14 protein-coding genes are annotated in these 21,779 nt (G+C 68.8%); 8 read left to right on the top strand and 6 right to left on the bottom strand.

All coding sequences use genetic code 11. The features are described from left to right. Positions 1-184: 184 nt before the first annotated feature. A complete protein-coding gene (locus tag AS029_RS06885; RefSeq protein WP_058231847.1) occupies positions 185-364 on the top strand; it encodes a hypothetical protein in 180 nt (59 codons plus the stop codon). A 369-nt stretch (positions 365-733) separates the two neighbouring features. Here AS029_RS06885 and AS029_RS06880 read toward each other — a convergent pair whose 3' ends face one another. The 6 genes from AS029_RS06880 to AS029_RS06855 all read right to left on the bottom strand — a co-directional run bounded on the left by AS029_RS06880 (position 734) and on the right by AS029_RS06855 (position 11,167). Next, the gene (locus AS029_RS06880) at positions 734-4,876 is read right to left on the bottom strand and encodes a beta-L-arabinofuranosidase domain-containing protein (protein ID WP_058231846.1); all 4,143 of its coding nucleotides are present in this window, start codon (positions 4,874-4,876) and stop codon (positions 734-736) included. 173 nt (positions 4,877-5,049) lie between these two features. Beyond that, complete coding sequence (locus AS029_RS06875; RefSeq protein WP_058231845.1) at positions 5,050-6,981, bottom strand: glycoside hydrolase family 127 protein; 1,932 nt, start codon at positions 6,979-6,981, stop codon at positions 5,050-5,052. Between the two features lies 1 nt (position 6,982). Beyond that, positions 6,983-7,801, bottom strand: coding sequence for a carbohydrate ABC transporter permease (locus AS029_RS06870; RefSeq protein ID WP_058231844.1), 819 nt, complete (start codon positions 7,799-7,801; stop codon positions 6,983-6,985). After that, on the bottom strand, positions 7,798-8,769 hold the full coding sequence (locus tag AS029_RS06865; RefSeq protein ID WP_058231843.1) for a carbohydrate ABC transporter permease: 972 nt from the start codon (positions 8,767-8,769) through the stop codon (positions 7,798-7,800). Before AS029_RS06865 ends, AS029_RS06870 begins: the two co-directional genes overlap by 4 nt. A gap of 65 nt (positions 8,770-8,834) precedes the next feature. After that, positions 8,835-10,091 (bottom strand): sugar ABC transporter substrate-binding protein, encoded by a 1,257-nt coding sequence (locus AS029_RS06860; protein ID WP_058231842.1) that lies wholly within the window; start codon positions 10,089-10,091, stop codon positions 8,835-8,837. A gap of 50 nt (positions 10,092-10,141) precedes the next feature. Continuing rightward, positions 10,142-11,167 (bottom strand): LacI family DNA-binding transcriptional regulator, encoded by a 1,026-nt coding sequence (locus tag AS029_RS06855; RefSeq protein WP_058231841.1) that lies wholly within the window; start codon positions 11,165-11,167, stop codon positions 10,142-10,144. A gap of 395 nt (positions 11,168-11,562) precedes the next feature. Here AS029_RS06855 and AS029_RS06850 point away from each other — a divergent pair, with 395 nt between their 5' ends. The 7 genes from AS029_RS06850 to AS029_RS06820 all read left to right on the top strand — a co-directional run bounded on the left by AS029_RS06850 (position 11,563) and on the right by AS029_RS06820 (position 21,745). Then, the gene (locus AS029_RS06850; protein WP_058231840.1) at positions 11,563-13,293 is read left to right on the top strand and encodes an amylo-alpha-1,6-glucosidase; all 1,731 of its coding nucleotides are present in this window, start codon (positions 11,563-11,565) and stop codon (positions 13,291-13,293) included. A gap of 80 nt (positions 13,294-13,373) precedes the next feature. Beyond that, positions 13,374-14,375, top strand: a complete 1,002-nt coding sequence (locus AS029_RS06845) for a LacI family DNA-binding transcriptional regulator (RefSeq protein WP_058231839.1) — start codon at positions 13,374-13,376, stop codon at positions 14,373-14,375. A 114-nt stretch (positions 14,376-14,489) separates the two neighbouring features. After that, positions 14,490-18,440, top strand: coding sequence for a LamG-like jellyroll fold domain-containing protein (locus AS029_RS06840; RefSeq protein ID WP_082642199.1), 3,951 nt, complete (start codon positions 14,490-14,492; stop codon positions 18,438-18,440). Positions 18,441-18,661: 221 nt separating this feature from the next. Next, positions 18,662-19,564, top strand: a complete 903-nt coding sequence (locus AS029_RS06835) for a MetQ/NlpA family ABC transporter substrate-binding protein (RefSeq protein WP_074615875.1) — start codon at positions 18,662-18,664, stop codon at positions 19,562-19,564. Further along, positions 19,561-20,586: a methionine ABC transporter ATP-binding protein gene (locus AS029_RS06830; protein ID WP_058231838.1), complete on the top strand. Its 1,026-nt coding sequence runs from the start codon at positions 19,561-19,563 to the stop codon at positions 20,584-20,586. Before AS029_RS06835 ends, AS029_RS06830 begins: the two co-directional genes overlap by 4 nt. Next, positions 20,583-21,242 carry a methionine ABC transporter permease gene (locus AS029_RS06825; RefSeq protein WP_074615874.1) on the top strand — a complete coding sequence of 220 codons (660 nt, stop codon included), beginning with the start codon at positions 20,583-20,585 and terminating at the stop codon, positions 21,240-21,242. Before AS029_RS06830 ends, AS029_RS06825 begins: the two co-directional genes overlap by 4 nt. An 86-nt stretch (positions 21,243-21,328) precedes the next feature. Beyond that, entirely contained in the window at positions 21,329-21,745 is a 417-nt protein-coding gene (locus tag AS029_RS06820; protein WP_058231837.1) for a DoxX family protein, read from the top strand. Positions 21,746-21,779 lie beyond the last annotated feature (34 nt).

The following is a 21,779-nucleotide window of genomic DNA, read 5'->3' as shown; positions in this document are numbered from 1 at the left end:
TCGCGCCCGTCCGCCCCGACTCGGGCGGGCGGGCGCGGCCGTGCCGGGGCGACAGACTCTGGGCGAGTGCATAGTTAGCGGGAACATCGCCGAGCTAGAATGGGACGAGAACCTCGCCCGTCGGCATAGCTGACGGACACGCACAGGATTGACGATGTCGTCAGCCCTCCGGAAGGACCCCCCGATGGCCGGACGCCAGATCCTCACCCTCCTCGCCCATGGGCTGCTCGCCACTTCGGCCGTCGCCCCCGCGGGCGTGGCTGCGTGGGAGCACCTCGACCTCGACAACAGCGCCGTCTCGCAGATCGCCGAGGGCGAGCCCGACCTGCTGTACATCAACGGTCGCGCTTTCGTCATCGAGTGACGTCGTAGGGACGCTGCCGAAGGGTCGCGACCGACCGCTGCTGCTGATCAGCCCGCAACCCTGTCGCGCTGACCAGGCTTCGCGCGAGGCAGCGAGCCGTGCTCCGTAGGGAGTCGCGCCCCGACCCCCGAACTCCCGCGCGCTCGGACCCGGAGCCCTCGAAGCGCGCGTCCGCCCCCCCGGCTCATCCCCGCCCTCGTGCTCCTGCGCCCGCCGCCGGCCTGACGCCCTCGACGATCGCGCCTCGCCGCTGACACCCGCCGCCCGCGGCGCACGAAGAACGCCCCGAGACATCCGGGGATGCCTCGGGGCGTTCAGGGGTGGAAGCCGTGGGCGGCCGCGCCGTCGCGTCAGCCGCCCACGGGCGTCTCAGCTGCAGCTGCGGGCGTCGTAGGCCCCCTTCTGCGTGGCCGTGACCGTCTTGCCGTCGACCTGACCGGTGGCGGTCACCGAGACCTCCCCGGCGGGAATCTGCGCCTGCCGGACCGTGAAGGCCTGCGTGGTGGTCTTGCCCGGGGCGACCGACGCGACGGTCTTCTGACCGTGCGGTGTGACGATGTTCATCGCCACCGTGACGGCGCTGGTGTTCTTCGCCATGACGGCGAGGGTCGCACGGCCCGCGACGCACCGCGACGTGACCGACACCTCGGTGGTGAGCGCCGGGGGAGCGGCGGCCCGCACGATCTGGATGCGATACGTCTTGGCCGTCGTGTGGTCCTGCGCCAGCGACCGCAGCGTCAGCGTCGTGGGCGCGCCGTCCGCCGCCAGCGGCACCGTGCGCTTCTGCGTGTCGTCGATGAGGATGTCGCCGACGTAAACCAGACCGCTGGGGGTGGCCGGGTCGGCGTCGAACGTCGCCGCCGTGGCATCCCGCGGGACCGTCACGGTGTAGTCGTACGTGCCGTCGGTCAGCTTCGGGCTGAGGGTGCCGCCGTCGAAGGTCAGCGCATTCAGGTCGGCGTCGGTGGCGTAGGTGGTGGTCGTGGTCGTGTAGACCCCGAACACCCCGCCGACGTAGCTGGTGCCGTTGCCCTGGAAGCGCACCGTGATGATGGGGATCTTGTTCCCCTTCTCGTCGAGCACGTAGTTGCCGGCCTGATCGCGCTTGTAGCGGTCCTTCGTGGCGATGTCGGCCAGCGCCGAGGCGGGGATCTCGTCGTACTGGACGTAGAACGAGTTCCCCCCGTTGGCGTTGGTGACGCGCTCCGACTTGAACTTCACGTCGTTGATGTACACGTCGAACGTCCGGCCGTTGTCACCGCCGAAGTACCGCACGCCGAGGTAGTTCTTCGGCGCGGACGGGTCGACGGCCATGTCGTACTGGAAGAACGCCTCGGTCGACATCTCGCCGTCGCGGTACTGCTGTCCGAGGTGCGCACCCACCGACGACCGGTTGAACTTGTAGTTCTTGCCGGCCTCGCTGTTGTTGTTGTCGAACGAGGTGAGGGCGTCCGTGGTCATCTCGTCGATGCGGAGCTTCTCCTTGTCGCTCTTGATGAGCGCCTGCGCCGCCGCCGAGTCGGGCTGGATGAGGTTCATGTACAGCGCGTACCGGGCGTTGTACATGCTGTAGTACGGCTCGAAGGTCAGCGCAGCGGAGGCGGCGTCGACGTTCTGCAGTTTGAACTTCATCACGGTGCGACCGTTATTGTCGGCGCCGTTGTCCTGACGGACGAGGTTCTTCTCGATGTCCTTCTTGAAGGCCTCGACGTCGCCGACGCGAACGCTGTTGGTGACCGACTTGTCGGCGACGCTGGTGCGGACCAGGATGCCGGCGGGCGAGGTCGCCTCGACGTTGGTACGGTTCAGCTCGGCCGAGAGCACGACCGGTCCGTAGCGGAACGCGACCCAGTTGGGGTCTTCGGTGCCGGCCTCGACCTGCACCTTGGCGGGGAGCTTGTACGCGATCTCGTCGCCGGCCGAGACCGGCACCACCACGTATCCCTTGTCGGTGGCGGCGGCGACGTCACGCGCCTGGCCGTTCACCGTGAGGGTCGGGTTGGGCGACCACGACGGCACGCGCAGGCGCAGGGTGGTGCCCTCGGCGAGGGCGCCGCCGTCGGCGGCATCCACCGAGAAGGTGACGGTGTCGGTGTTGGGCACGTCGGCCGTCTGCGTCAGCTTCAGGTTGTGCTGCTCCGAGGTGAACTCGGTGGAGCGGAACATGTTGACGTAGATCGACGATCCCTTGCGGAAGTAGATCGAGTCACCGAGCTTGGTGAAGCTCTCGGTGGCCGTGCCGTGGTCGCACCAGAACTCGTCCTCCTTGCGGCCGAAGACCTTGGCGTACCCGGCGGTCTGCGGCTGGAAGTACGTCATCATGCCCGTCTCGGGGTTCTGCGACGCGAGGATCGTGTTGATGTAGGTGTTCTCGTAGTAGTCGGCGTACTTCACGTCGGGGCTCACCCGGAACAGGCCGTGCGTGAGCTTCAGCATGTTGTACTCGTTGCATCCCTCGACCGTGGACTGCTCGCCGTAGCCGGTGGTGATGCCGTTCGTGGCGAACTCGTGCAGGGTGCCCGGCTGCTGGAAGTGCTCGGAGTAGCTGTTGCCGCCGCCGATGTACGAGTGGTCGTTCACCACCATCTGCCAGAAGTTCTCGGCCGCCCGACGGTACATGTCGAGGTTCGACTTCTCGGTGTCCGACAGGCGCGCGTAGAGCGTCGGGTTGTCGGTGAAGACGGTGTAGCGCTTGAGGGCGCCCACCAGCTTCGGGATCGTGGTGTTGGCGTGCTTGCCGGCCAGCACGTCCTGGTTCGCAGCGAGCTGCTGGAACAGCGTGACCTCGTCGAAGAGCTCGGCGGCCTTCTTGTGCTGGTCGTTCTCGGTGATGCTGTACAGCTCGTACAGCGCCTCGTTCATGCCGCCGTACTCGGTGCTCAGCAGTGCGCTCGGGTTGGCCTGGCGCGAGCCCCAGACATTGAGCCAGGAGCCGAAGCCGCTGGCGACCGTGAGGGCCTTGTCGGCGACGTCCTTCGGTGCGTACTGGTGGGCGTCGAGCAGGCCCGCGAGCACCTTGTGGAGGTTGTAGAACGGCACGATGAGACCGTCGGCGCCGTGCGGCAGGTACGACACCGGGAAGGGCGCGACGTACCCGCTGTTGGACGGGTCCTTCTGGGCGTAGGCGGCTTGGGCCGCGGCCAGACCGTCGACCGCGGTGGTCAGCTTGGCCAGCAGCTGGGCCTTGCGGCCCTCATCGGTCTCGGTCGAGTACGCCTGCGACAGCGCCGACACGAAGTGGCCGAAGAAGTGTCCCTGGAAGCGCGCACCGGTCGTCCGCTCCCATCCGCCGTACGGCTGAGCCGTGGTGGGGATGCCGGCGAGCTGGTCGAACGAGTAGAGGAAGCGCTTCGGGTCGAGGGTGAGCAGCCAGTCCACCATCTTCGCGTTGCTGTTCTGCAGGTAGGGGTCGGTGACCAGCACCTCGTTGAGGTCGGTGTCGTCGACGTAGATCGACGTCGACACGCCCTCCTTCGCGACCTCGACCTGGAAGGTCTTGGTGCGCGGGGTGCTTCCGGCGTAGGTCGCCGTGGCGGTGAGGGTGACCGTGGTCGTCGCGTCCTTCGGACGCGTGACCGTCGCCTGGCCGCCGTTGACGGCGATCACGGCGGGAGTCGACGAGGTCCACGTGAAGGCCGTGCCGTTGGAGGCGGCCGTGGTCAGTCCGAAGCTCGCCGAGGCGCTCCCGGGCACCGACAGCTGGTCGAGACCGCGCTGCGCCACCTCGGCCGGGTCGAAGGCGGGGTTGTTGGCCTTCGTGAGGGCGACGACATCGGATGCCGAGGCGACGGCGTTGTAGAGGGTGTAGTCGTCGAGCGCGCCGCGGACGTAGGCGCCGTTGTAGCCGGGGCCGTTGAAGCCGATCGACTTGGTCGTGGTGCTCTCCGACGTCAGTACGCCGGTCGCCGCGCCGCCGATGGCGTTCGGGATCGACGAGACCTGCTGCTCGCCGTTGCGATAGAAGGTGACCGCCTTCGTGTCCTTGTTGTAGGTGACGGCGACGTGCGTCCACTGACCGGCGGGGAAGAAGGCGTCGCGCGAGCCGTTGACCACGACCTTGTAGGGCTGCCCGCCGCCGGGGCCGATCGACAGGGCGAGAGGGGTGTTGGCGTTCTCGGCGGTGAGGTACCACCCGGCGGAGTTGTAGACGCCCTTGTTCCAGGTGAACACCTGTTCGCCGGTGCCCATGGCGCCGTCGGGCTTGAACCAGAACGACAGCGTCAGGTTCTCGGGCTGGAGCAACGCGCTCGTGCCGAGGCCCACGGCGTCGCTGCCGCGCAGGCTGAGGGCGCGACCGTGGATGCCGTCGACGTACGCGGCCGATCCGCGCAGCATCGAGGTGGGGATCTTGTTGGGGCCGGCATCGGTGAGCGTGTCGTCGAACGGCAGGTCGAGGACCTTCGTCGATTCGAGGGTGGCGGCGCTGGCTGCGGTGGGGGCGATCACCGCCAATCCACTGGCGATGATCATTGCGGTCGCGCCGATGGCGACCGCCTTGCGGAGCAGGGGCATCAGTGTTCCTTTCTGCGACGTTGCAGAACTGCGGGGGTGAGCGGCGGCTCGTGCCGCGTCGTCGGGGTCGGAGACGCGGCGGGAGGCCGAGTCTTCATGTTATCGGTAACAGAGCAAAAAGGCGACCGCTTTCCCAGACATCGCCGCCCGGGTTCGAGGCCGAGGTGCGGCGTTCACTCCACGGGGAGGAAGACGCGCATGGTGGTCGGCCACCGCTCCGCCCAGCGGTGGTACGGGATCAACGAGACGGGGATCCGCTTGCGGGCGGTCGTCGCCGACGGGGCTCCGTACGGCACCCGGCCGGGTGGCGTGTTTCGGGTCATGCGCACACGGACGTCGATCTCGGCGCCGTCCCCGTGGATTCTCGGCGCCGACGTCGTGTCGATCGCGATGTCCTGCAGATCGACGCCGGGAGGCAGGTCGGTCGATTCGACGCACAACACGAGGGGTCCGCGTTCGACCGCGACGCTCGCGCGCACGGCGTCGATACGGGGGTCCGGCCAGGTGAGGCGCGGAGCGACGTCGAGGTCGAGGTCGACGACGTCTCCCGTCACCAGGTCTTCGACGTGCGCCCAGCCGGGGCCCACCTGCTGGGGGCTCCTGCCCGAGACCGCGAGCGAGGCCGCTGCGCTCCACGACGGTATGCGCAGGCGCAGGCGGCCGCTCGTCGGCGCCTCCACGACGGTGATGCGGATCCGGCCGTCGACGGGATACTGCGTCTCGACATCCATCGTGTATCCGGCGACGGCGACCCGTCCCGCCATGTACTGCAGGAGCACGGCGTCGCCGTCGTCATCGGCCGCGGAGTACGCGGCCAGGCTGGCGAAGGTCCGCGCCACGTTGGTGGGGCAGCACGACACGTCGAACCAGGGAGCACGGCTGCCGCCCTCCGCGCGCGCGTTGACCCCCTCGTCGGGCGCCGAGGCACGTACCCGCTGCTGCAGGGGATTGGCGTAGAAGAAGGCCCGGCCGTCCTCGCTCGGCGAGGTGGCGATGACGTTGAAGAGGGTGCGTTCGATGAGGTCGGCGTAGCGCACGTCTCCGGTCGCGAGATAGAGCCGCCACGCGAACATCACGGAACCGACGCCGGCGCAGGTCTCGCAGTACGCTCTGTCGGCGGGCAGCTCGAAATCGTCGCCGAATCCCTCGTCCTGGTGACGTGAACCCATGCCTCCGGTCAGATAGGTGCGGCGTTCGACGGTGTGCGCCCACTGGCGTTCGAGCGTGTCGACGAAGTCGAGATCGCCGTCGTCGACAGCGGCATCGACGGCCGCGGCGGAGAGGTAGAGCGCCCGCACGGCGTGTCCGCGCAGGACGGTCGCCGACCTGATGGGCTGATCGTCCTGGAAGTACTCGGCCGACAGCAGCGGGCGCACGGGCAGGATGCCGTGACCCCGCCGTTCGAGGAAGAGCGCGGCCTGCCGGATGTACCGGTCGTCTTTCAGGGCGCGACCGAACTCCATGAGCCCGACCTCGATCTCGGGGTGACCGCAGATGGAGGGGCGTCCGTACTCGCCGAACTCCGCCCAGACGTGGTCGGCGGCCCTCTTCGCCGTCTCGACGAGCGCGTCCGTTCCGTGCGTGCGAAGGCGGGCGACCGCTGCCTGCAGGAGGTGCCCGATGTTGTAGAGCTCGTGGCCCATGGCCATGTCGCTGTACCGCGCGGGCAGGCCGGGGTGCCCGAAAGCCGTGTTCAGATAGCCGTCGGCATCCTGTGCCGCACGCACGCGCTCCACGAGGGTGTCGTAGGTCTGCTGGAGATCGTCGTCGGGCAGACGTCCGAGCTCCCAGGCCATGGCTTCGAGGAGCTTGTACACCTCGGAGTCGGAGAACTGCCAGCCGGGGCGACCGGTGGTGCGGTCGCCGCGGGCGACGCGGTCGAAGTTCTCGAGCCATCCCAGCTGTTCCATCCACGACCGGCAGTGCTCGAGCGTCGCGCGGCGGTTGGTGTGCTGCCTGTGCCCCCAGAACCCGGAGGGGTCGAGGTGCACCTCATCGATGCCGACTCCCACGCGGCGCGATCCGGGCGGCACGACCGGCGCCGCGGCATCCCGAGGGTGCGTGGCATGGATGGTCGCGTCCTTTCGAGGGCCGGTGATGGTCATGTCAGTCCTTCACTGCGCCGGCGGTGACGCCGGCCGCGACGTAGCGCTGTGCCATCACGAGGAGGATCGCAGCGGGGATGGAGGCGATGACCGCGGTGGCCATGATGGCGTTCCACTGGGTGGTGTTGTTGCCGATGAAGTTGTAGATGCCGAGGGTGATGGGCCGCAGCTCGCTGTTGCGGGCGAGGGTCGAGGCGAAGACGAAGTCCGACCACGCCCAGAGGAACGCGAAGAGCGAGACCGTGAGCACGCTGTTGCGGCTCATGGGGAGCACGACCGCGGTGAATGTGCGCCACGCGCTCGCGCCGTCGACGCGCGCGGCCTGGAGCAGTTCTTTCGGCAGGCCGCTCATGAACGCCGTGAACAGCAGCACGCCGAAGGGCACCGCGACGGTGGAGTCGGCGAGGATCAGGCCCCAGACGCTGTTGAGCAGACCGACGCGCACGTAGATGGCGTAGAAACCCATCGCCATGACCACGCCCGGGATCATCTGCGCGACGAGCAGCACGAAGTTCAGCGTGCGGCCCCCGCGCAGGTTGAGCAGCGCGATGGCGTAGGCCGCCGGCGCGGCGATCACGACGGTGAGCACGACGCAGCCGAATCCGATGAGCAGGCTCGTCGCCAGGTTGGGGAGCTGCGTACGGAAGACGGCTTCGAAGCCCTCGAACGTGGGGTCGAGGGGGATGACGTGGGGCGGGCTGTCGCGCAGGTCCTGGGTCTTCGTCAGCGAGACGTTGACCATCCAGTAGACGGGGAACAGCATGACGGCGGTGAAAAGGATGCCGAGGGCGACTTTCCACACGGGGCGGCGGGGGTTCATGAGGTCACCTCGCGGCGCTGGATGCGCAGGTAGAAGAAGCCGAAGACCAACGCGATGAGGATGAGCAGGTTGCCCACGGCCGCGGCGGGGGAGAGGTCGGGCTGACCCGTACCGAAGGCCTCGCGGTAGGACCAGATCGCCAGGGTGGTGGACGAGTTGGCCGGCCCGCCGGTGGTCATGATCCAGATGATGTCGACGACCTTGAGGGTGTAGACGAGGCCGAGCAGCAGCGTGATGGCCGACACCGGACGCAACAGCGGGAAGGTGATGCTCCAGAACTGCCGCCACGAGCCCGCGCCGTCGAGGGACGCGGCCTCGTACACATCGGCGGGGATGTTCTGCAGGCCCGCGTAGAGGATCACCAGGTTGAAGGGGATCCCGAGCCAGATGTTGGCGATGATGACCGAGGTGAGGGCCGTTTCGGGTGAGGTCAGCCAGTTGATCTGCGGACCGCCGAACGCGGTGATGACGGAGTTGACGATCCCGTTGTCGCTGTTCAGCATCCACGACCAGGTGGAGGCCGAGACGATGAGCGGCAGCAGCCAGGGGACGAGGAAGAGTCCGCGGAGGATGCCGGAGAGGGGGAAGGCGCCGCGGAAGAACACGGCGAGTCCCAGGCCGAGCACGTATTGGAAGAGCAGCGAGACCGCGACGAAGAGTGCGGTGTTCCCCAGCGCCTGGGCGAAGAGCGGGGAGCCGATGACGTCGATGTAGTTCTGCAGACCCACGAAGGCGGCGTTGCCCTGCACGAAGGCGCGCACGGTGTAGTCGTGCACGCTCAGATCGATGCTGCGCACCAGGGGGAACGCGTAGAAGATCAGGAGGTACGCGATGAGGGGAGCCGCGAACCCGACGGCGATCCAGCGTGAGCCGAGCAGGCCCGACGGCGGTCGCTTCCGCCGGGAAGGGACGGTGACCGAGACGGTGTCGGTCGTGGGGGCGGCGTGGCGGCTGAGCGAAATGGTCATGGAGTGTCCCCTCGGGTCCGGGGCGGGAACGACGGCTCCCGCCCCGGACGCTCGGTGGTGGAGTGTTACTTTCCGGTTTCCGCGGCCGCTGCGGTCTGCGCGGCCTCGAGGGCGGCTTCGGGGGTCGCCGCGCCCGACAGAGCACTCTGCACGGCCGTCCACAGCTGCTCGGAGATCACCGGGTACTTGGTACCGAGGTTGTCGCTGGTGCGTCCCTTGGCGGCCTGCACGGCCGACACCCAGGTCTCGAGGTCGGGGTGCTCCTCGAGGAGGGCTTCCTGGCCTTCGGCGGTCGGCGGGATGTAGTACGCGAACGTGTTCGCGGTCTCGACGAATCCTTCCGGCGTCGTCATGCACTCGATGATCTGACGGGTGATGTCGTATCGGGCGGTGTCCTGCTGGACGGGAGCGATGATGAACTCGCCGCCGGTGGGGGCCGCCGCGGCACCGCCGTTCTTCGCGGGCAGCGTGATGACACCGGTCTTGAAGGGGGCCTCGGCCGCGCTGTTGACCTGCCAGGTGCCGTTCTCGGCGAAGGCGAACTCGCCCGTCAGGAACTCCTCCCAGACCGTGTTCTGCGAGTTGGTGATGACCGAGTTGGGTGCGTACCCGCCGTCGACCCAGCCCTTCCACAGCGTGAGGGCCTCGATCGCCTCCGGCGAGTCGAGCTGGGTGAGCTCGGCGCCCGCACCCCAGAACCAGGGGAGGAATTGGAACGATCCCTCCTCGGTGTTCAGGGCGGAGAAGGTGATGCCGCGCTTGCCCGTGCTGGAGACCTTCGCGAGGGCGGCGTCGAGCGACGCCCAGTCGGTGATGGACGCGGGGTCGACTCCGGCGGCGGCGAGGACGTCGGCGTTGTAGTAGAGGGCGAGGGTGTTGGCGCCGACGGGGATGCCGTAGGTCTTGCCGTCGAGTTCGCCCGCGGCGAGGAGGTTCTCGTCGATGCTCGAGACGTCGAGGCCCAGCTCGTCGACGGTCGAGACCATGCCCGTCTCCGCGAGGGTGGACACCGCCGGGTTGTCGAGCAGGATGACGTCGGGGGAGTTGTTCTCCTGCGCCGCCAGCAGCGCCTGGTTGGTGAGCGCGGTGGTGTCGTACGCCGTGCGCTGGATGGTCACGCCGGCGGCGTCACCGCACGCCTGGACGCGGTTGGCCCAGTCCGAACCCTCCTCGTGCTGCGGGTACGGGTCCCACCAGGTGTAGGTGCCGGATTCGGCGCTGGAGTCGCCGCCGGAGGCGGTGCTGGAGCAGCCGGCGAGCGCGCCGACGGCGGCGAGCGTGGTGACGAGCGCGACGGGTACGCGCAGGGATCGGGCGATCATGGTGTTCCTCCTTGAACGGGTGACTGGATACCCCAGTCGGGGTGAGTGAGTCAGCGCAGGTCGTGGGCTGGCGGTGGTGCGCCGACGGATCCGCGCTCGGTGATGACGGGCGGGATCAGTTCGACGACGTGGTCGGACGTGTGGTTCTCGATGTGCCGGACGAGCTGTTCGACCGCTCGCCGCCCGAGCTCCGCCGCCGCGCTGTCGACGGCGGAGTAGGGGAGCGAGAAGGTGCGGGCGAAGTCGTCGGAGTAACGGCCGATGACGGAGAGGTCGTCGGGCGCCCGGAGGTGCCTCGTCTGCAGGACGCTGGGCAGGGCGGCCGCTGCGGCTTCGTTGTTCAGCAGCAGGCCCGTGGCGCCGGGGTGCGCGTCGAGGAAGCGGTGAAGATCGGCACCGATCTCCGGTTGCGCCGATGCGCCGAAGTACGTGTGCAGGCGGGCCCCGAGCTCCTCGGCGCGGGAGTGAGCGGCGTTCGCGAGTCGCCAGACGTACGCGCCCCCGCGTTCCACGACGTGCTGCGGCTGTGAGACGAGCACCATCTCGCGGTGGCCCAGGCCGTAGAGGCGGTCGACCATGAGGCGTCCCGCCGCGGCGAAGTCGAGGTCGAAGACGTCGAGACCGTGCGGGTCGCTCGGGAGGCCGATGAGCGCTCCCGGCTGGACGGCGGTACGCAGAAGGTTCAGGCGCTCGTCGTGCTCCGCCACGTTGAGCAGGACGAACCCGTCGACCATCCGCGAGTCGGAGATGCGCTTGAGCGCTTTCACGCCGTCTTCCTCGGTAACCATGAGGGTGTCGTATCCGAGCTCGCGCGCGCGGTCGGTCACGCCGAGGATGTACTGCAGCATGGCGGGGGCGAACTCGTCGGTGAGGAACTGCGCGAGCAAGGCGATGACGTTGGTCTGCGACGTGGCCAGGGCGCGCGCGCCGGCATTCGGCGTGAAGTTCAGGGAGCGGATGACGGTCTCGACCCGCTCGCGCACCTCGGGGGAGATGGACCGCTTCCCCGATAGGGCGTAGGAGACCGTGCTGCGCGAGACACCGGCCGCTTTCGCGACATCGCCGATGGTGACCATGCGAGCTCCTCTGCTGTCGAACCGGTTCTCTTGCGAACCGGTTCGACAATAGATCAGCCGCGAGGGCGTCGCAAGACACCCATGTCGCGAATGCATAACGACGCCGTCGGGGCGTCGACGGAGCGGGCGCGTCCGGTCGCGGAGGCGCCCGCGGCGAGCGGCTACCAGGGCGGCCGGTCCGGAGGGAGCGCGCCGGCGGTCGACGCGGCGAGCCGCTCGCAGAACGTCCGGCTCGCAGGTAGCGCGTCGAGGGTGGGACCGATAGTAGGCTCATCGAACCGGTTCTCCTGCGGGTGGTCCCCGTCGTCGGACGATGGCGTCGGCACGACCCCGGAGCCGCCCGGCGACGTCGCCATGATCGTCGCGCGGGCTACGACAGTGAAGTGGAGCCCTTCATGACGCGCACCATCCCCGCCTTCGACGTGCGGCACGTCCCCTTCAGCAGGCGCGGCGCCTGGATCAACCTCTCTCCCGTCGTCGCGGCGCACGTGACGGTCGACGACGTCCACCTCGTGTCGCATCGCACGGGCATGCACGCGGTCCTGTCGTTGCGGCCCGCCGGTCCGGATGCCGAGGCCGCGTGGACGGTCGACGCCGACGCCTCCCGCCTGCGCTGGTCGGACGGGTCCCGATCCGTGTGCGCCGTGTTCGCGGCCTCCGACGTCGTGCGGATCCGAGGCGAGGCCGGTGCGTCGATGCGCCTCGCCGAGGCCGCCGCCGAGCTCACCCCGTTCACCGGCACCTACCTCTACCGCGATCCGCGCGACGGGAGCGCCGTGTTCACCTCGTACGAGACGGGATGCCGTTATCGCGTGACCCTCCTCCGGGGCGCCCTCCACATCGACGGCGCGGAATCCCTCGGCGCCGCCACCCGGGCGGTCACGGTGACGGGCGACGACACCGGGTGGGAGATCGCGATCGAGGAGTACGAGACCTCGCGCCCGCCCTTGTCGCTCACGCGGTCGTTCGACGCGTGCGTCGAGGAGGTCGCAGAGGAGTTCGGCGCATATGCCGACGCGGTCGCGCCGTGGGCCGGCGAGGCCGACGCTTCCTCATCGCGGAGCGATGCTTCGCTGCTCGCCGCCTACGTCCTGTGGTCCGCCACCGTCTCGCCCGCCGGCTTCTTCGCGCGCGAGTCCGTGCTGATGTCGAAGCACTGGATGGACAAGGTGTGGAGCTGGGATCACTGCTTCAACGCCCTCGCCCTGGCATCCGGTCTTCCCGATCTGGCCCTCGATCAGTTCTTCGTCCCGTTCGACCATCAAGACGCCTCCGGCGCCCTTCCCGACTCGGTCGCCCACTCCGAACGGCTGTACAACTTCGTCAAGCCGCCCATCCACGGGTGGGCGTTGCGGCGGCTGCGCGACGAGGGCGTCGAGCTCTCCCCCGCCCAGTTGAGGGACGCCTACGACAGGCTCGCCCGCTGGACCCGCTTCTGGCTCGAGCACCGTCGCATCCCGGGCCACGCGCTGCCGCATTACCAGCACGGCAACGACAGCGGGTGGGACAACGCCACCACGTTCGACCGCCATCGCGTCATCGAGTCGCCCGACCTCGCCGGCTTCCTGCTCGTGCAGCTCGAGGTGCTGGCCGAGCTCGCCGACGAGCTCCACGACGATCCCGCACCCTGGCGGGTCGAGATCGCGGCGATCTCCGACGGTCTGCACCAGCTCTGGACCGGTGACGGGTACGTGGCCCGCGGGGCCGTCGACGGTGAGGATGCCACGCGCTCGAGCCTGCTGCCCTCGCTCGCCATCGTGGCGGCCGACCACCTCTCCGGCGCCGTGCGAGACGCCCTCGCCGACGGCATCCGCCCGTTCGTCACCCCCTGGGGCCCGGCCACCGAGCGCCCCGACAGTGCGCACTACGCGCGCGACGGCTACTGGCGCGGTCCGATCTGGGCGCCTTCGACCCTGCTGATCGAGGACGGACTCCGCCGCGCCGGTCATGACGACCTGGCCGACGAGATCGGCGCGCGCTTCCTGCGACTGTGCGAGAACGGCGGCTTCGCCGAGAACTTCGACGCCCAGACCGGCGAGGGGCTTCGAGACCGCGCCTATACGTGGACGGCCGCGGCGTATCTCATCCTCGCCCGCGACGCATCGCGGCGTTCCGCGCGATACTGAGGATCGCCGGCGATCGCCTCTTGCGTCGTCGGCGAACGGTGGTTACCGTAGTCGAACCAGTTCGATGACGAGGGGGACGCATGGTCAACATCGCCGATGTCGCGAAGGCCGTCGGCGTCTCCCGCAGCACCGTCTCGTACGCGCTGTCGGGAAACCGGCCGATCTCGCGCGAGACGCGCGAGCGGATCGATGCCGCCATCGCCGATCTGGGGTTCACGGTCAATGCCGGTGCCCGCGCCCTCGCCACCTCGCAGACCATGGTCCTCGGACTCCTCCTGCAGTTCCATGACGACGAGTTCCCCCCGGCGATGCTGCAGTACATCCTCGCGATCACGACGGCGGCGCGAGAGCTGGGCTACGACATCCTGATGATCACCGACGATCACGGGGCGGAGGCCATCCAGCGCATCACCTCGTCCAACATGGTGGACGGCGTGGTCCTGCTCGACGTCACCCACGAAGACCCGCGCCTCCCGGCGCTGATGAAGGCGCGGCAGCCTGCCGCCCTCGTCGGTCTCCCGAGAGACACGGATGAGCTCGACGTCTTCGACCTCGATTTCGAGGGAGCGGCCCGGCTCCTCGTCGACCATCTGCACGACCTCGGCCACCGCGAGATCGTCCTCGTGTCTCCGCCCCGCCACGTCTTCGACCGAGGCGGGGCGTACGCCTGGCGTTTCCGCGACGCCGCGCTCGAGCGGGCCGCGCAGCACGGGCTCACGGTGCACGCCCATTACGGCGAGTCGCAGCAGCCGGCGGTCGAGCGGAGCCTCAACGCCATCCTCGACGCCCACGCGCAGGCTACGGGGGTGATCGTGCACAACGATGCCTCCATCGCCGCCCTCCCCGCGGTTCTGCGGGAGCGCGGCACGGTCGTTCCGCGCGACCTGTCGGTGGTCAGCCTGTACCCGCGCAATTTCGGCCGCACCTTCCTGCTGCCCTACACCGCGGTCGAGACCTCGCCCGACGGACTGGGTCGGGAGGCTGTCCAGCAGCTGGTTCGCCGGATCGTCGCTCCGCAGGGCGGGCCGTCCGTCGTCCGTTTCATCGAGCCCGAGCTCACCGACAGGGGGAGCACCGCCTGAGAAGGCGCGGAGCGCGCCCGGTTCGTCGCCCATCGTCGAACCGGTTCAATACATCACCTGAACCCCGATACGACCGCCGTATCGGACACCCACTCAATGACGAGGAACCCCCCAATGAGGTCATCACCGCGGCTCGCCTCCGGCACGCCCATCGCAGCAGTGACAGCAGGACTGGCCGTCGCCGCTCTCGCCATCGGTCAACCAGCCGTCCCCGACAGCGCGCGGGCGGCCACACCGGCTGTCACCGCCGCCGACCACCTGATCCTGGACTACGACTTCGACGGCGCCGCCGCACCGACCGCGACCATCGAAGACACGTCGGGTGACGGCCGCGACGGCACGCTCACCAACCCGGGGTCGGCGAAGCTCGTCGACCGCCCCGGGGGCGGCAAGGCCCTTCATCTGAGCGGTGGGGGTCGCACCTCGACGACCGCGCCCTACGTCACCGTCCCGGCCGGTCTGTTCGAAGGCCTCCAGGGAACGACGATCTCGTCCTGGGTGAAGTGGGAGGGGAGCGAGGTCTTCGAGTGGCTTTACGTCTTGGGGAAGGACCGCGACAGCGCGACGTTCTACACCCCCAAATTCGAAGACGGCGTGGCCCGCTCGAGCGCCAAGCCGGCGACCAACGGGCAGGAGGTCGGCGCGCGGTCGGCGACAGCCCTCCCGGCCGACGAGTGGCATCTGGTCACCACGACCCTCGACCGTGACAACGTCATCTTCTACCTGGACGGTCTGGAGGTCAGCCGCACCAACGTGGGCATCGACGTCGCCCAGGCGCTCTACGGGGCGGCGTCGCCGAACTCGGGGTACATCGGACAACCCTTCTGGACCGGAGCGCACCCCTTCTTCACCGGCGCGGTCGACGACTTCCAGGTCTACGACACCGTTCTGTCGCCGCAGCAGGTGCGCGACCTCGCCGGCGCGTCCGCGCCCACGGTCACCGAACTGCTCGAGACGACGACGCAGACGCGCACCACGGTGGGCACGGCGCCCACCCTGCCCGGCGTGCGCGCGATGTTCAGTGACGGCCAGGAACGCCTGGCTCCCGTCACCTGGGAGACCGTCCCGGCGTCCGCCTACGCCCGGCGCGGCTCGTTCACCGTGAACGGGGTGGTCGACGGAACCACGACCGCCGTCACGGCGACCGTGCGTGTCATCACGCCCGGCGAGCTCTCCATCGACGTCGCCGACCGGACCGGCGCCTTCATGGGCGGTGCGTCCGGAACCCTTTACGGTCTGTACGGGCCGGGCCTGCCCTCGAACAACCTGATCGACGGCATCCAGCTCCGCACCGTCTCGACGAAGGCCCAGGACGGACCCCAGCACCCCGGTGCCGACGCGCTCGAAGTGGTCAAGCCTCTCGCGGACTCGTCCGACGGCGACGTCTACATCTACATGACCGACATCAACCGCGGCTTCCCGTACCAGGTGCCGGGCAACAACGGTGCCGAGAAGACGGCGTGGTTCAAGCAGTCGGTCATCGACCAGGTGAAGCAGGTCAAGCAACTGCCCGCGGAGTACCAGGACAACATCGTGTTCGTGCCGTTCAACGAGCCCGAGGGCAACATGTACGGCAACGGGGGAGAGAGCTTCTGGGGCGTCAGCTGGCTGGATGACCCGACCCGTTTCCTCGCCGCCTGGGACGACTTCTACCGCGCGATCAAGGCGGAGCTTCCCAACGCGCGGATCGCCGGTCCCAACACCAGCATCCTGTTCAACCAGGTCGAGGGATTCATGAAGCACGCCGTCGCCAACGACACCGTGCCCGAGGTCGTGACCTGGCACGAGCTGAGCGATCCCGCGACGATCCGCTCGAGCGTCGCCCGCTACCGCACCTGGGAGAAAGGCTTCTTCGCCGGCACGAAGTGGGAGGGCACGGAACTGCCCATCAACGTGAACGAGTACGCCTTCAACTACCACACCTCGGTTCCCGCGCAGATGATCCAGTGGATCTCCGCGGTCGAAGACAGCAAGATCGACGCCGACATCGCCTACTGGAACATCGACGGCAACCTCTCCGACTCCGCCGTCGAAGCCAACCGTGGCAACGGCCAGTGGTGGCTGCTGAACTCGTACGGCAACATGACCGGCGACACCGTGCGGGTCACGCCCCCGCAGCCCGACGTCAGCTACACCCTCCAGGGCGTCGCGACGATCGACGACACCAAGCAGCAGGTCAAGGCCCTCATCGGCGGATCGACCGGCGCGCAGAAGGTCTACATCGACAACCTGCCGTCCTCCATCGGAGGCGCCGCCCACGTGCTGATCCGCGACATCCGATGGACGGGGCAGATCGGTGATTCCGCCGAACCGCAGACCGTCAAGGAGTACGACGCCCCGGTCGAGAACGGCACCCTCGAGCTGGCCTTCGGCGAGGGCGACCTGCCCGCGCTCGGCAAGGACTCGGCCTACGAGATCGTCGTGACGCCGGGCACCGACACGACCTCGCCCTCGGTCCCCTCCGTGTCGTGGCGCGGCGTCTACGAGGCCGAGGCGGCCGCCCACACCGGCGCGCCGTATTACAACAACGGTCCCGAGGGATCGCCGCGCGACGTGGCGAAGTTCTACACGTCGGGAGAGCGCAACGTCGGCGGAATCGAGACGAATTCGACCCTCGCGTTGAACTTCGAGGTCGACGTCCCTCAGGCCGGGACCTACGACCTCAGCGTGCTGGCCAACGCCTACAACAAGGAGGCCCGCAACGAAGCGCAGGGCCCGGTCAACATGTTCCTCCGGGTGAACGGCGCTGCCGAGCAGGAAATCTTCGCCGACCTGGGCTACAAGTGGGTCGTGTGGGACCACACCGACACCAAGGTCGCCCTGAACGCGGGCAAGAACACCATCACCCTCGCCGCGCGCAGCCTCGACGGCACCAAGGCGACCACGGGTGCGGCCATCATCGACAAGATCGACGTGACCCTTCCCAACGCCGCCTACGCGCCCCTCTACGAGGCCGAGAACGCGGTGCTCCGCGGCGCGGCGCCGGCGTACGATCGCGGCGGCGTCTCCGGGTCGGGCTACGTCGGGGTGGGTGCGGACCAGTCCGCCACCTTCTGGGTGTACAACAAGGACGACTCCGAGAAGTCGCTCGAGGTGAAGACCCTGGGCGGCGGCATCGCGAAGGTTACAGTCAACGGCGTCGACCTCGGCGAGGTCACCGACACCGCCACGATTCCGGCGTTCCTGGTCGGAGGCATCAATAAGGTCGAGATCGTCGGCGGCAGCGGAACCCTCGCCCTGGACCGCATCTCCGTCGGCGCATCGGGCGGAAAGCTCGCCGCGCAGACGATCGAGGCCGAGGCCGGCGTGCTGGCCGGCGCGACGAAGACGCAGAACCTCTCGCTCGCCAGCGGCGGCAAGGCGGTCGTCGGAATCGGCGGGGCGCAGAACAACGGCAACACCCTCACTCACACGGTGACGGTCGCGCAGGCGGGCACCTACGCGATGACGGTGCGCTACTCGAACGAAGAGCAGTCCCCGGCGTCGCACTACAACCCCGACCCGGTCGCGCGCCGCGCCGACGTGTCGGTGAACGGCGGTCCCGTCCAGCAGGTGCTCTTCCCGCAGAGCTACAACGCGAACCAGTTCTGGGACCTGACCGTTCCCGTGCAGCTGAAGGCGGGCGCGAACACCGTCACGTTCGCGTCGAAGGAGGCGCCGGACTTCAACGGCACCACCTTCATCTCACAGCGCTTCCCGACACTGGGTCTGCGCTCGCAGTGGGCACCCAACCTCGACAAGCTGACCTTCACCGCGATGAAGCCGGCGGCGCCCGCGCCCGCTCTGAAGGTGGATGCCACGGCATCCACGCGCAAGATCGCGGGCAAGGCGTACGTCGCCGTCGCCGCCGTCAACCGCTCGGCGGTACCGGTGCGGATCGACGTCGTCACGGCCTACGGGAAGAAGGCCTTCGCCGAGGTCCGGCCCGGCCAGACCGTCAGCGCGATCGTCAACTCCACGCGGGCGACGATCCCCGCCGGCACGGCCACCGTGACGGCCACGGCCACGGTCGACGGGACGAAGACCACGTCGACCGTCGAGGCGCCGTACAACGCGCAGAACTGATCACCGCGGGGAGGGGGCCGTCCACGCCCCCTCCCCGCTGATCGAGCGCCGGCGGAGCTCGGTCGGTCATCGACGGGTGACGGGGCCCGGGGAGCCGGGCGGCGGGCGCGATCATCTCCACTCGCCGGCGCGACGTCGAATCGGTTACCCCGCATGACGGGTCGTTACCGGCCGTAACGCTCCGACTTCGGCATCTGCCCCGCACGTGATGACGTGGAGCCATGACTTCACGCCGCACCGCACGCCTGGCCACGATCCTCGGCGCCTCCACCGCAGCCCTCCTCCTCGCCCTCACCGGGTGCGCCGGGGGAGCGGCATCCGGCGACGACTCGTCGCGCATCGTCCTCGGCGCCGACGACGGCAACGAGGCGCACTGGACGGTGCTGAAGCAGAAGCTCGCCGACGAGGGGATCGAGCTCGAGGTGCGCACCATCAACGACGGCGTGCAGCTCAACCAGGGCGTGCAAGACGGCGAGCTCGACGTGAATCTCTTCCAGCACCTCATCTACCTGTCGCAGTTCAACGTCGAGAACAACGGCTCGCTCGTGCCGGTCGGCGCGACGGCGGTGTACCCGCTGGCGCTGTACTCCGAGCAGTACACCGACGTGAAGGACCTGCCCGAGGGCGCGACCGTCGCGATCCCGAACAACCCCACGAACCTCGCGCGCGGCCTGCTCAACCTGCAGACCGCCGGGCTGCTGACCCTGAAGGACGGGGGCACCGCGCTCTCGACGCCGGCCGACATCGAGACGACCAAGGTCACGCTGCTGCCGGTCGACACCAACCAGACCGTCACCGCTCTCAAGGACGGCAGCGCTCAGGCCGCCATCGTCAACAACACCCAGGCGCAGAAGGGCGGGCTCGGCGACGAGCTCATCATCTTCAAGGAAGACCTCGACAACCCGCAGCTGGCGCCCTACATCAACGCCTTCGTCACGCGCGACGACAAGAAGGACGACCCCCGCTGGGCGAAGCTCGTCGCCGCGTACCACTCGCCCGAGGTCGAGGCCGCGGTCACCGAGCTGAACCAGGGCAACCTGCAGTTCAAGACGGAGTGGACCGGCGCCCAGCTCCAGGACGAGCTGACCAGCCTCGAAGACGCCCTCGAGGCCCAGAACGGATGACCGCGGTCATCGAGCTGCGGGGCGTCACGAAGAGCTTCCGCACCGATCGCCGCACCTCCTCCACCGCCGTCGACGACGTGTCGCTGACGGTGGAGGAGGGGTCGATCGTCGGGGTCATCGGCTACTCCGGCGCCGGCAAGTCCACGCTCGTGCGGCTGCTCAACGGGCTCGAGCAGCCCACGTCGGGCACCGTCGAAGTGCTGGGCGTGAACGTGGGGGATGCCACCGAGGCGACGCTCCGCGACCTCCGGCGCCGGGTCGGCATGATCTTCCAGCAGTTCAACCTCTTCTCGTCGCGCACGGTCGCGGCCAACGTCGCCTACCCGCTCAAGGTCGCCGGCTGGAAGAAGGCCGATCGCGACAAGCGGGTCGCCGAGCTGCTCGACTTCGTCGGCATCGGCGACAAGGCGAAGCAGTACCCGCGGCGCCTGTCGGGTGGCCAGAAGCAGCGCGTCGGCATCGCCCGAGCGATCGCCACCGACCCGCGCATCCTGCTCGCCGACGAGGCGACCAGCGCCCTCGACCCGCAGACCACGGCCGAGGTGCTCGATCTGCTGCGCGAGATCAACCGACGGTTGGGCATCACCATCGTCGTCATCACGCACCAGATCTCGATCGTGCACGAGCTGTGCGACCAGGTGATCGTGATGGACGGCGGACGCGTCGTCGACAGCGGCGACACGTACCGCGTGTTCGCGCACCCGCGCGCCGAGCTCACCAAGCGCTTCGTCGCGGCCGTGACCCAGGGGGTTCCGTCGGGCGAGGCGCTGTCGGCGCTCACCGCGGGCGGGGGAGACCTGGTCAGCGTCGAGATCAACGAGTTCTCGAGCGAAGACGTCTCCGAGGTGTTCCACCGGCACGGTGCGCGCCATTCCGTCGTCTACGGCGGCGTGACCGACGTGCTCGGCAAGCAGCTCGGAACCCTGACGTACCGCGTGCACACCGATGACCTGGAGGCGGTCGTGGCCGAGCTGCGAGCACACACCGACGTCGTCGTGCCCACCGCGGAGGTGCGCGCGTGAACAAGTGGGACACCCTCACACCGGTGCTGCTGCAGTCCATCGGCGAGACCGTCTACATGGTCGCGGTCTCGTTGCTCATCTCGGGCGTCGCGGGTCTCGTCATCGGCGCGCTGCTCTACGCCACCCGGCCGGGCAACCTGTTCGCCAACCGTGTCGTGTTCGCCGTGGCCAACCTCGTGATCAACGTCATCCGCCCCATCCCGTTCATCATCTTCCTCACCGCCGTGGCTCCGGTCACGCGCGCGGTGACGGGGACGACGCTGGGGACGGATGCCGCGATCGTGCCGATCACGATCATGGCCACGGTCGTGATCGCCCGCGTCGTCGAGCAGAATCTCGTCGCGGTCGATCCGGGCACCGTCGAGGCGGCCCGGGCAGTCGGTGCACGGCGCATCGGTGTGCTGTTCGGAGTCGTCATCCCCGAGGCCCTCGCGCCGCTGATCCTCGGCTACACGTTCATGTTCATCGCGGTGGTCGACATGTCGGCCATGGCGGGGTACATCGGCGGCGGCGGACTCGGCAACTTCGCGATCATCTACGGCTACCAGCAGTTCAACGCGCAGGCGACGTGGGGGACGGTCGCCATCATCGTCGTCATCGTGCAGGCCGGTCAGCTCCTCGGCAACGCCCTGGCGCATCGCATCCTGCGCCGCTGACCTCGGGCGCAGGTGGCGGGGACGGCATCAGCTGCGAGGATCGGCCTGCCGGGCCCGCCTCCCACCTCCCCGCCTACGCTCGGAGGATGAGCCTGCTCCGCACCTCGGCCCGCTGGCTGCTCGGTGGCGTGCTCCTTCTCGCCGGCACCGCGCACCTCACCTTCGCGCGCGATGAGTTCGTCGCTCAGGTGCCGTCATGGCTCCCGTTTCCGGTCGACGTCACCGTCGTGGCATCCGGGATCGTCGAGATCGCGCTCGGCCTCGCCCTCGTCGTCCTCGGTCGCTTCCGTGTGGTGGTTGGCTGGATCGTCGCGGCCTTCTTCGTCGCGATCTTCCCCGGCAACATCGAGCAGTTCGTCCGCGGCACCGATGCCTTCGGCCTCGACACCGACCTCGCCCGCGGTGTCCGCTTGCTCTTCCAGCCCCTGCTGGTGACCTGGGCCCTGTGGTCGACCGGAGCGTGGCGGGCCTGGCGAGCGCGAAGATCGACCGCCCGCCGTTGAGCGCGGCGTCATGCTGAGAAAACACTTTCGCTTC

The organism is Microbacterium enclense, assembly GCF_001456955.1.
GTDB lineage: Bacteria > Actinomycetota > Actinomycetes > Actinomycetales > Microbacteriaceae > Microbacterium > Microbacterium enclense.
Note: the sequence above shows the minus strand (reverse complement) of the source record. Positions and strands in the feature narration are given on the sequence as shown.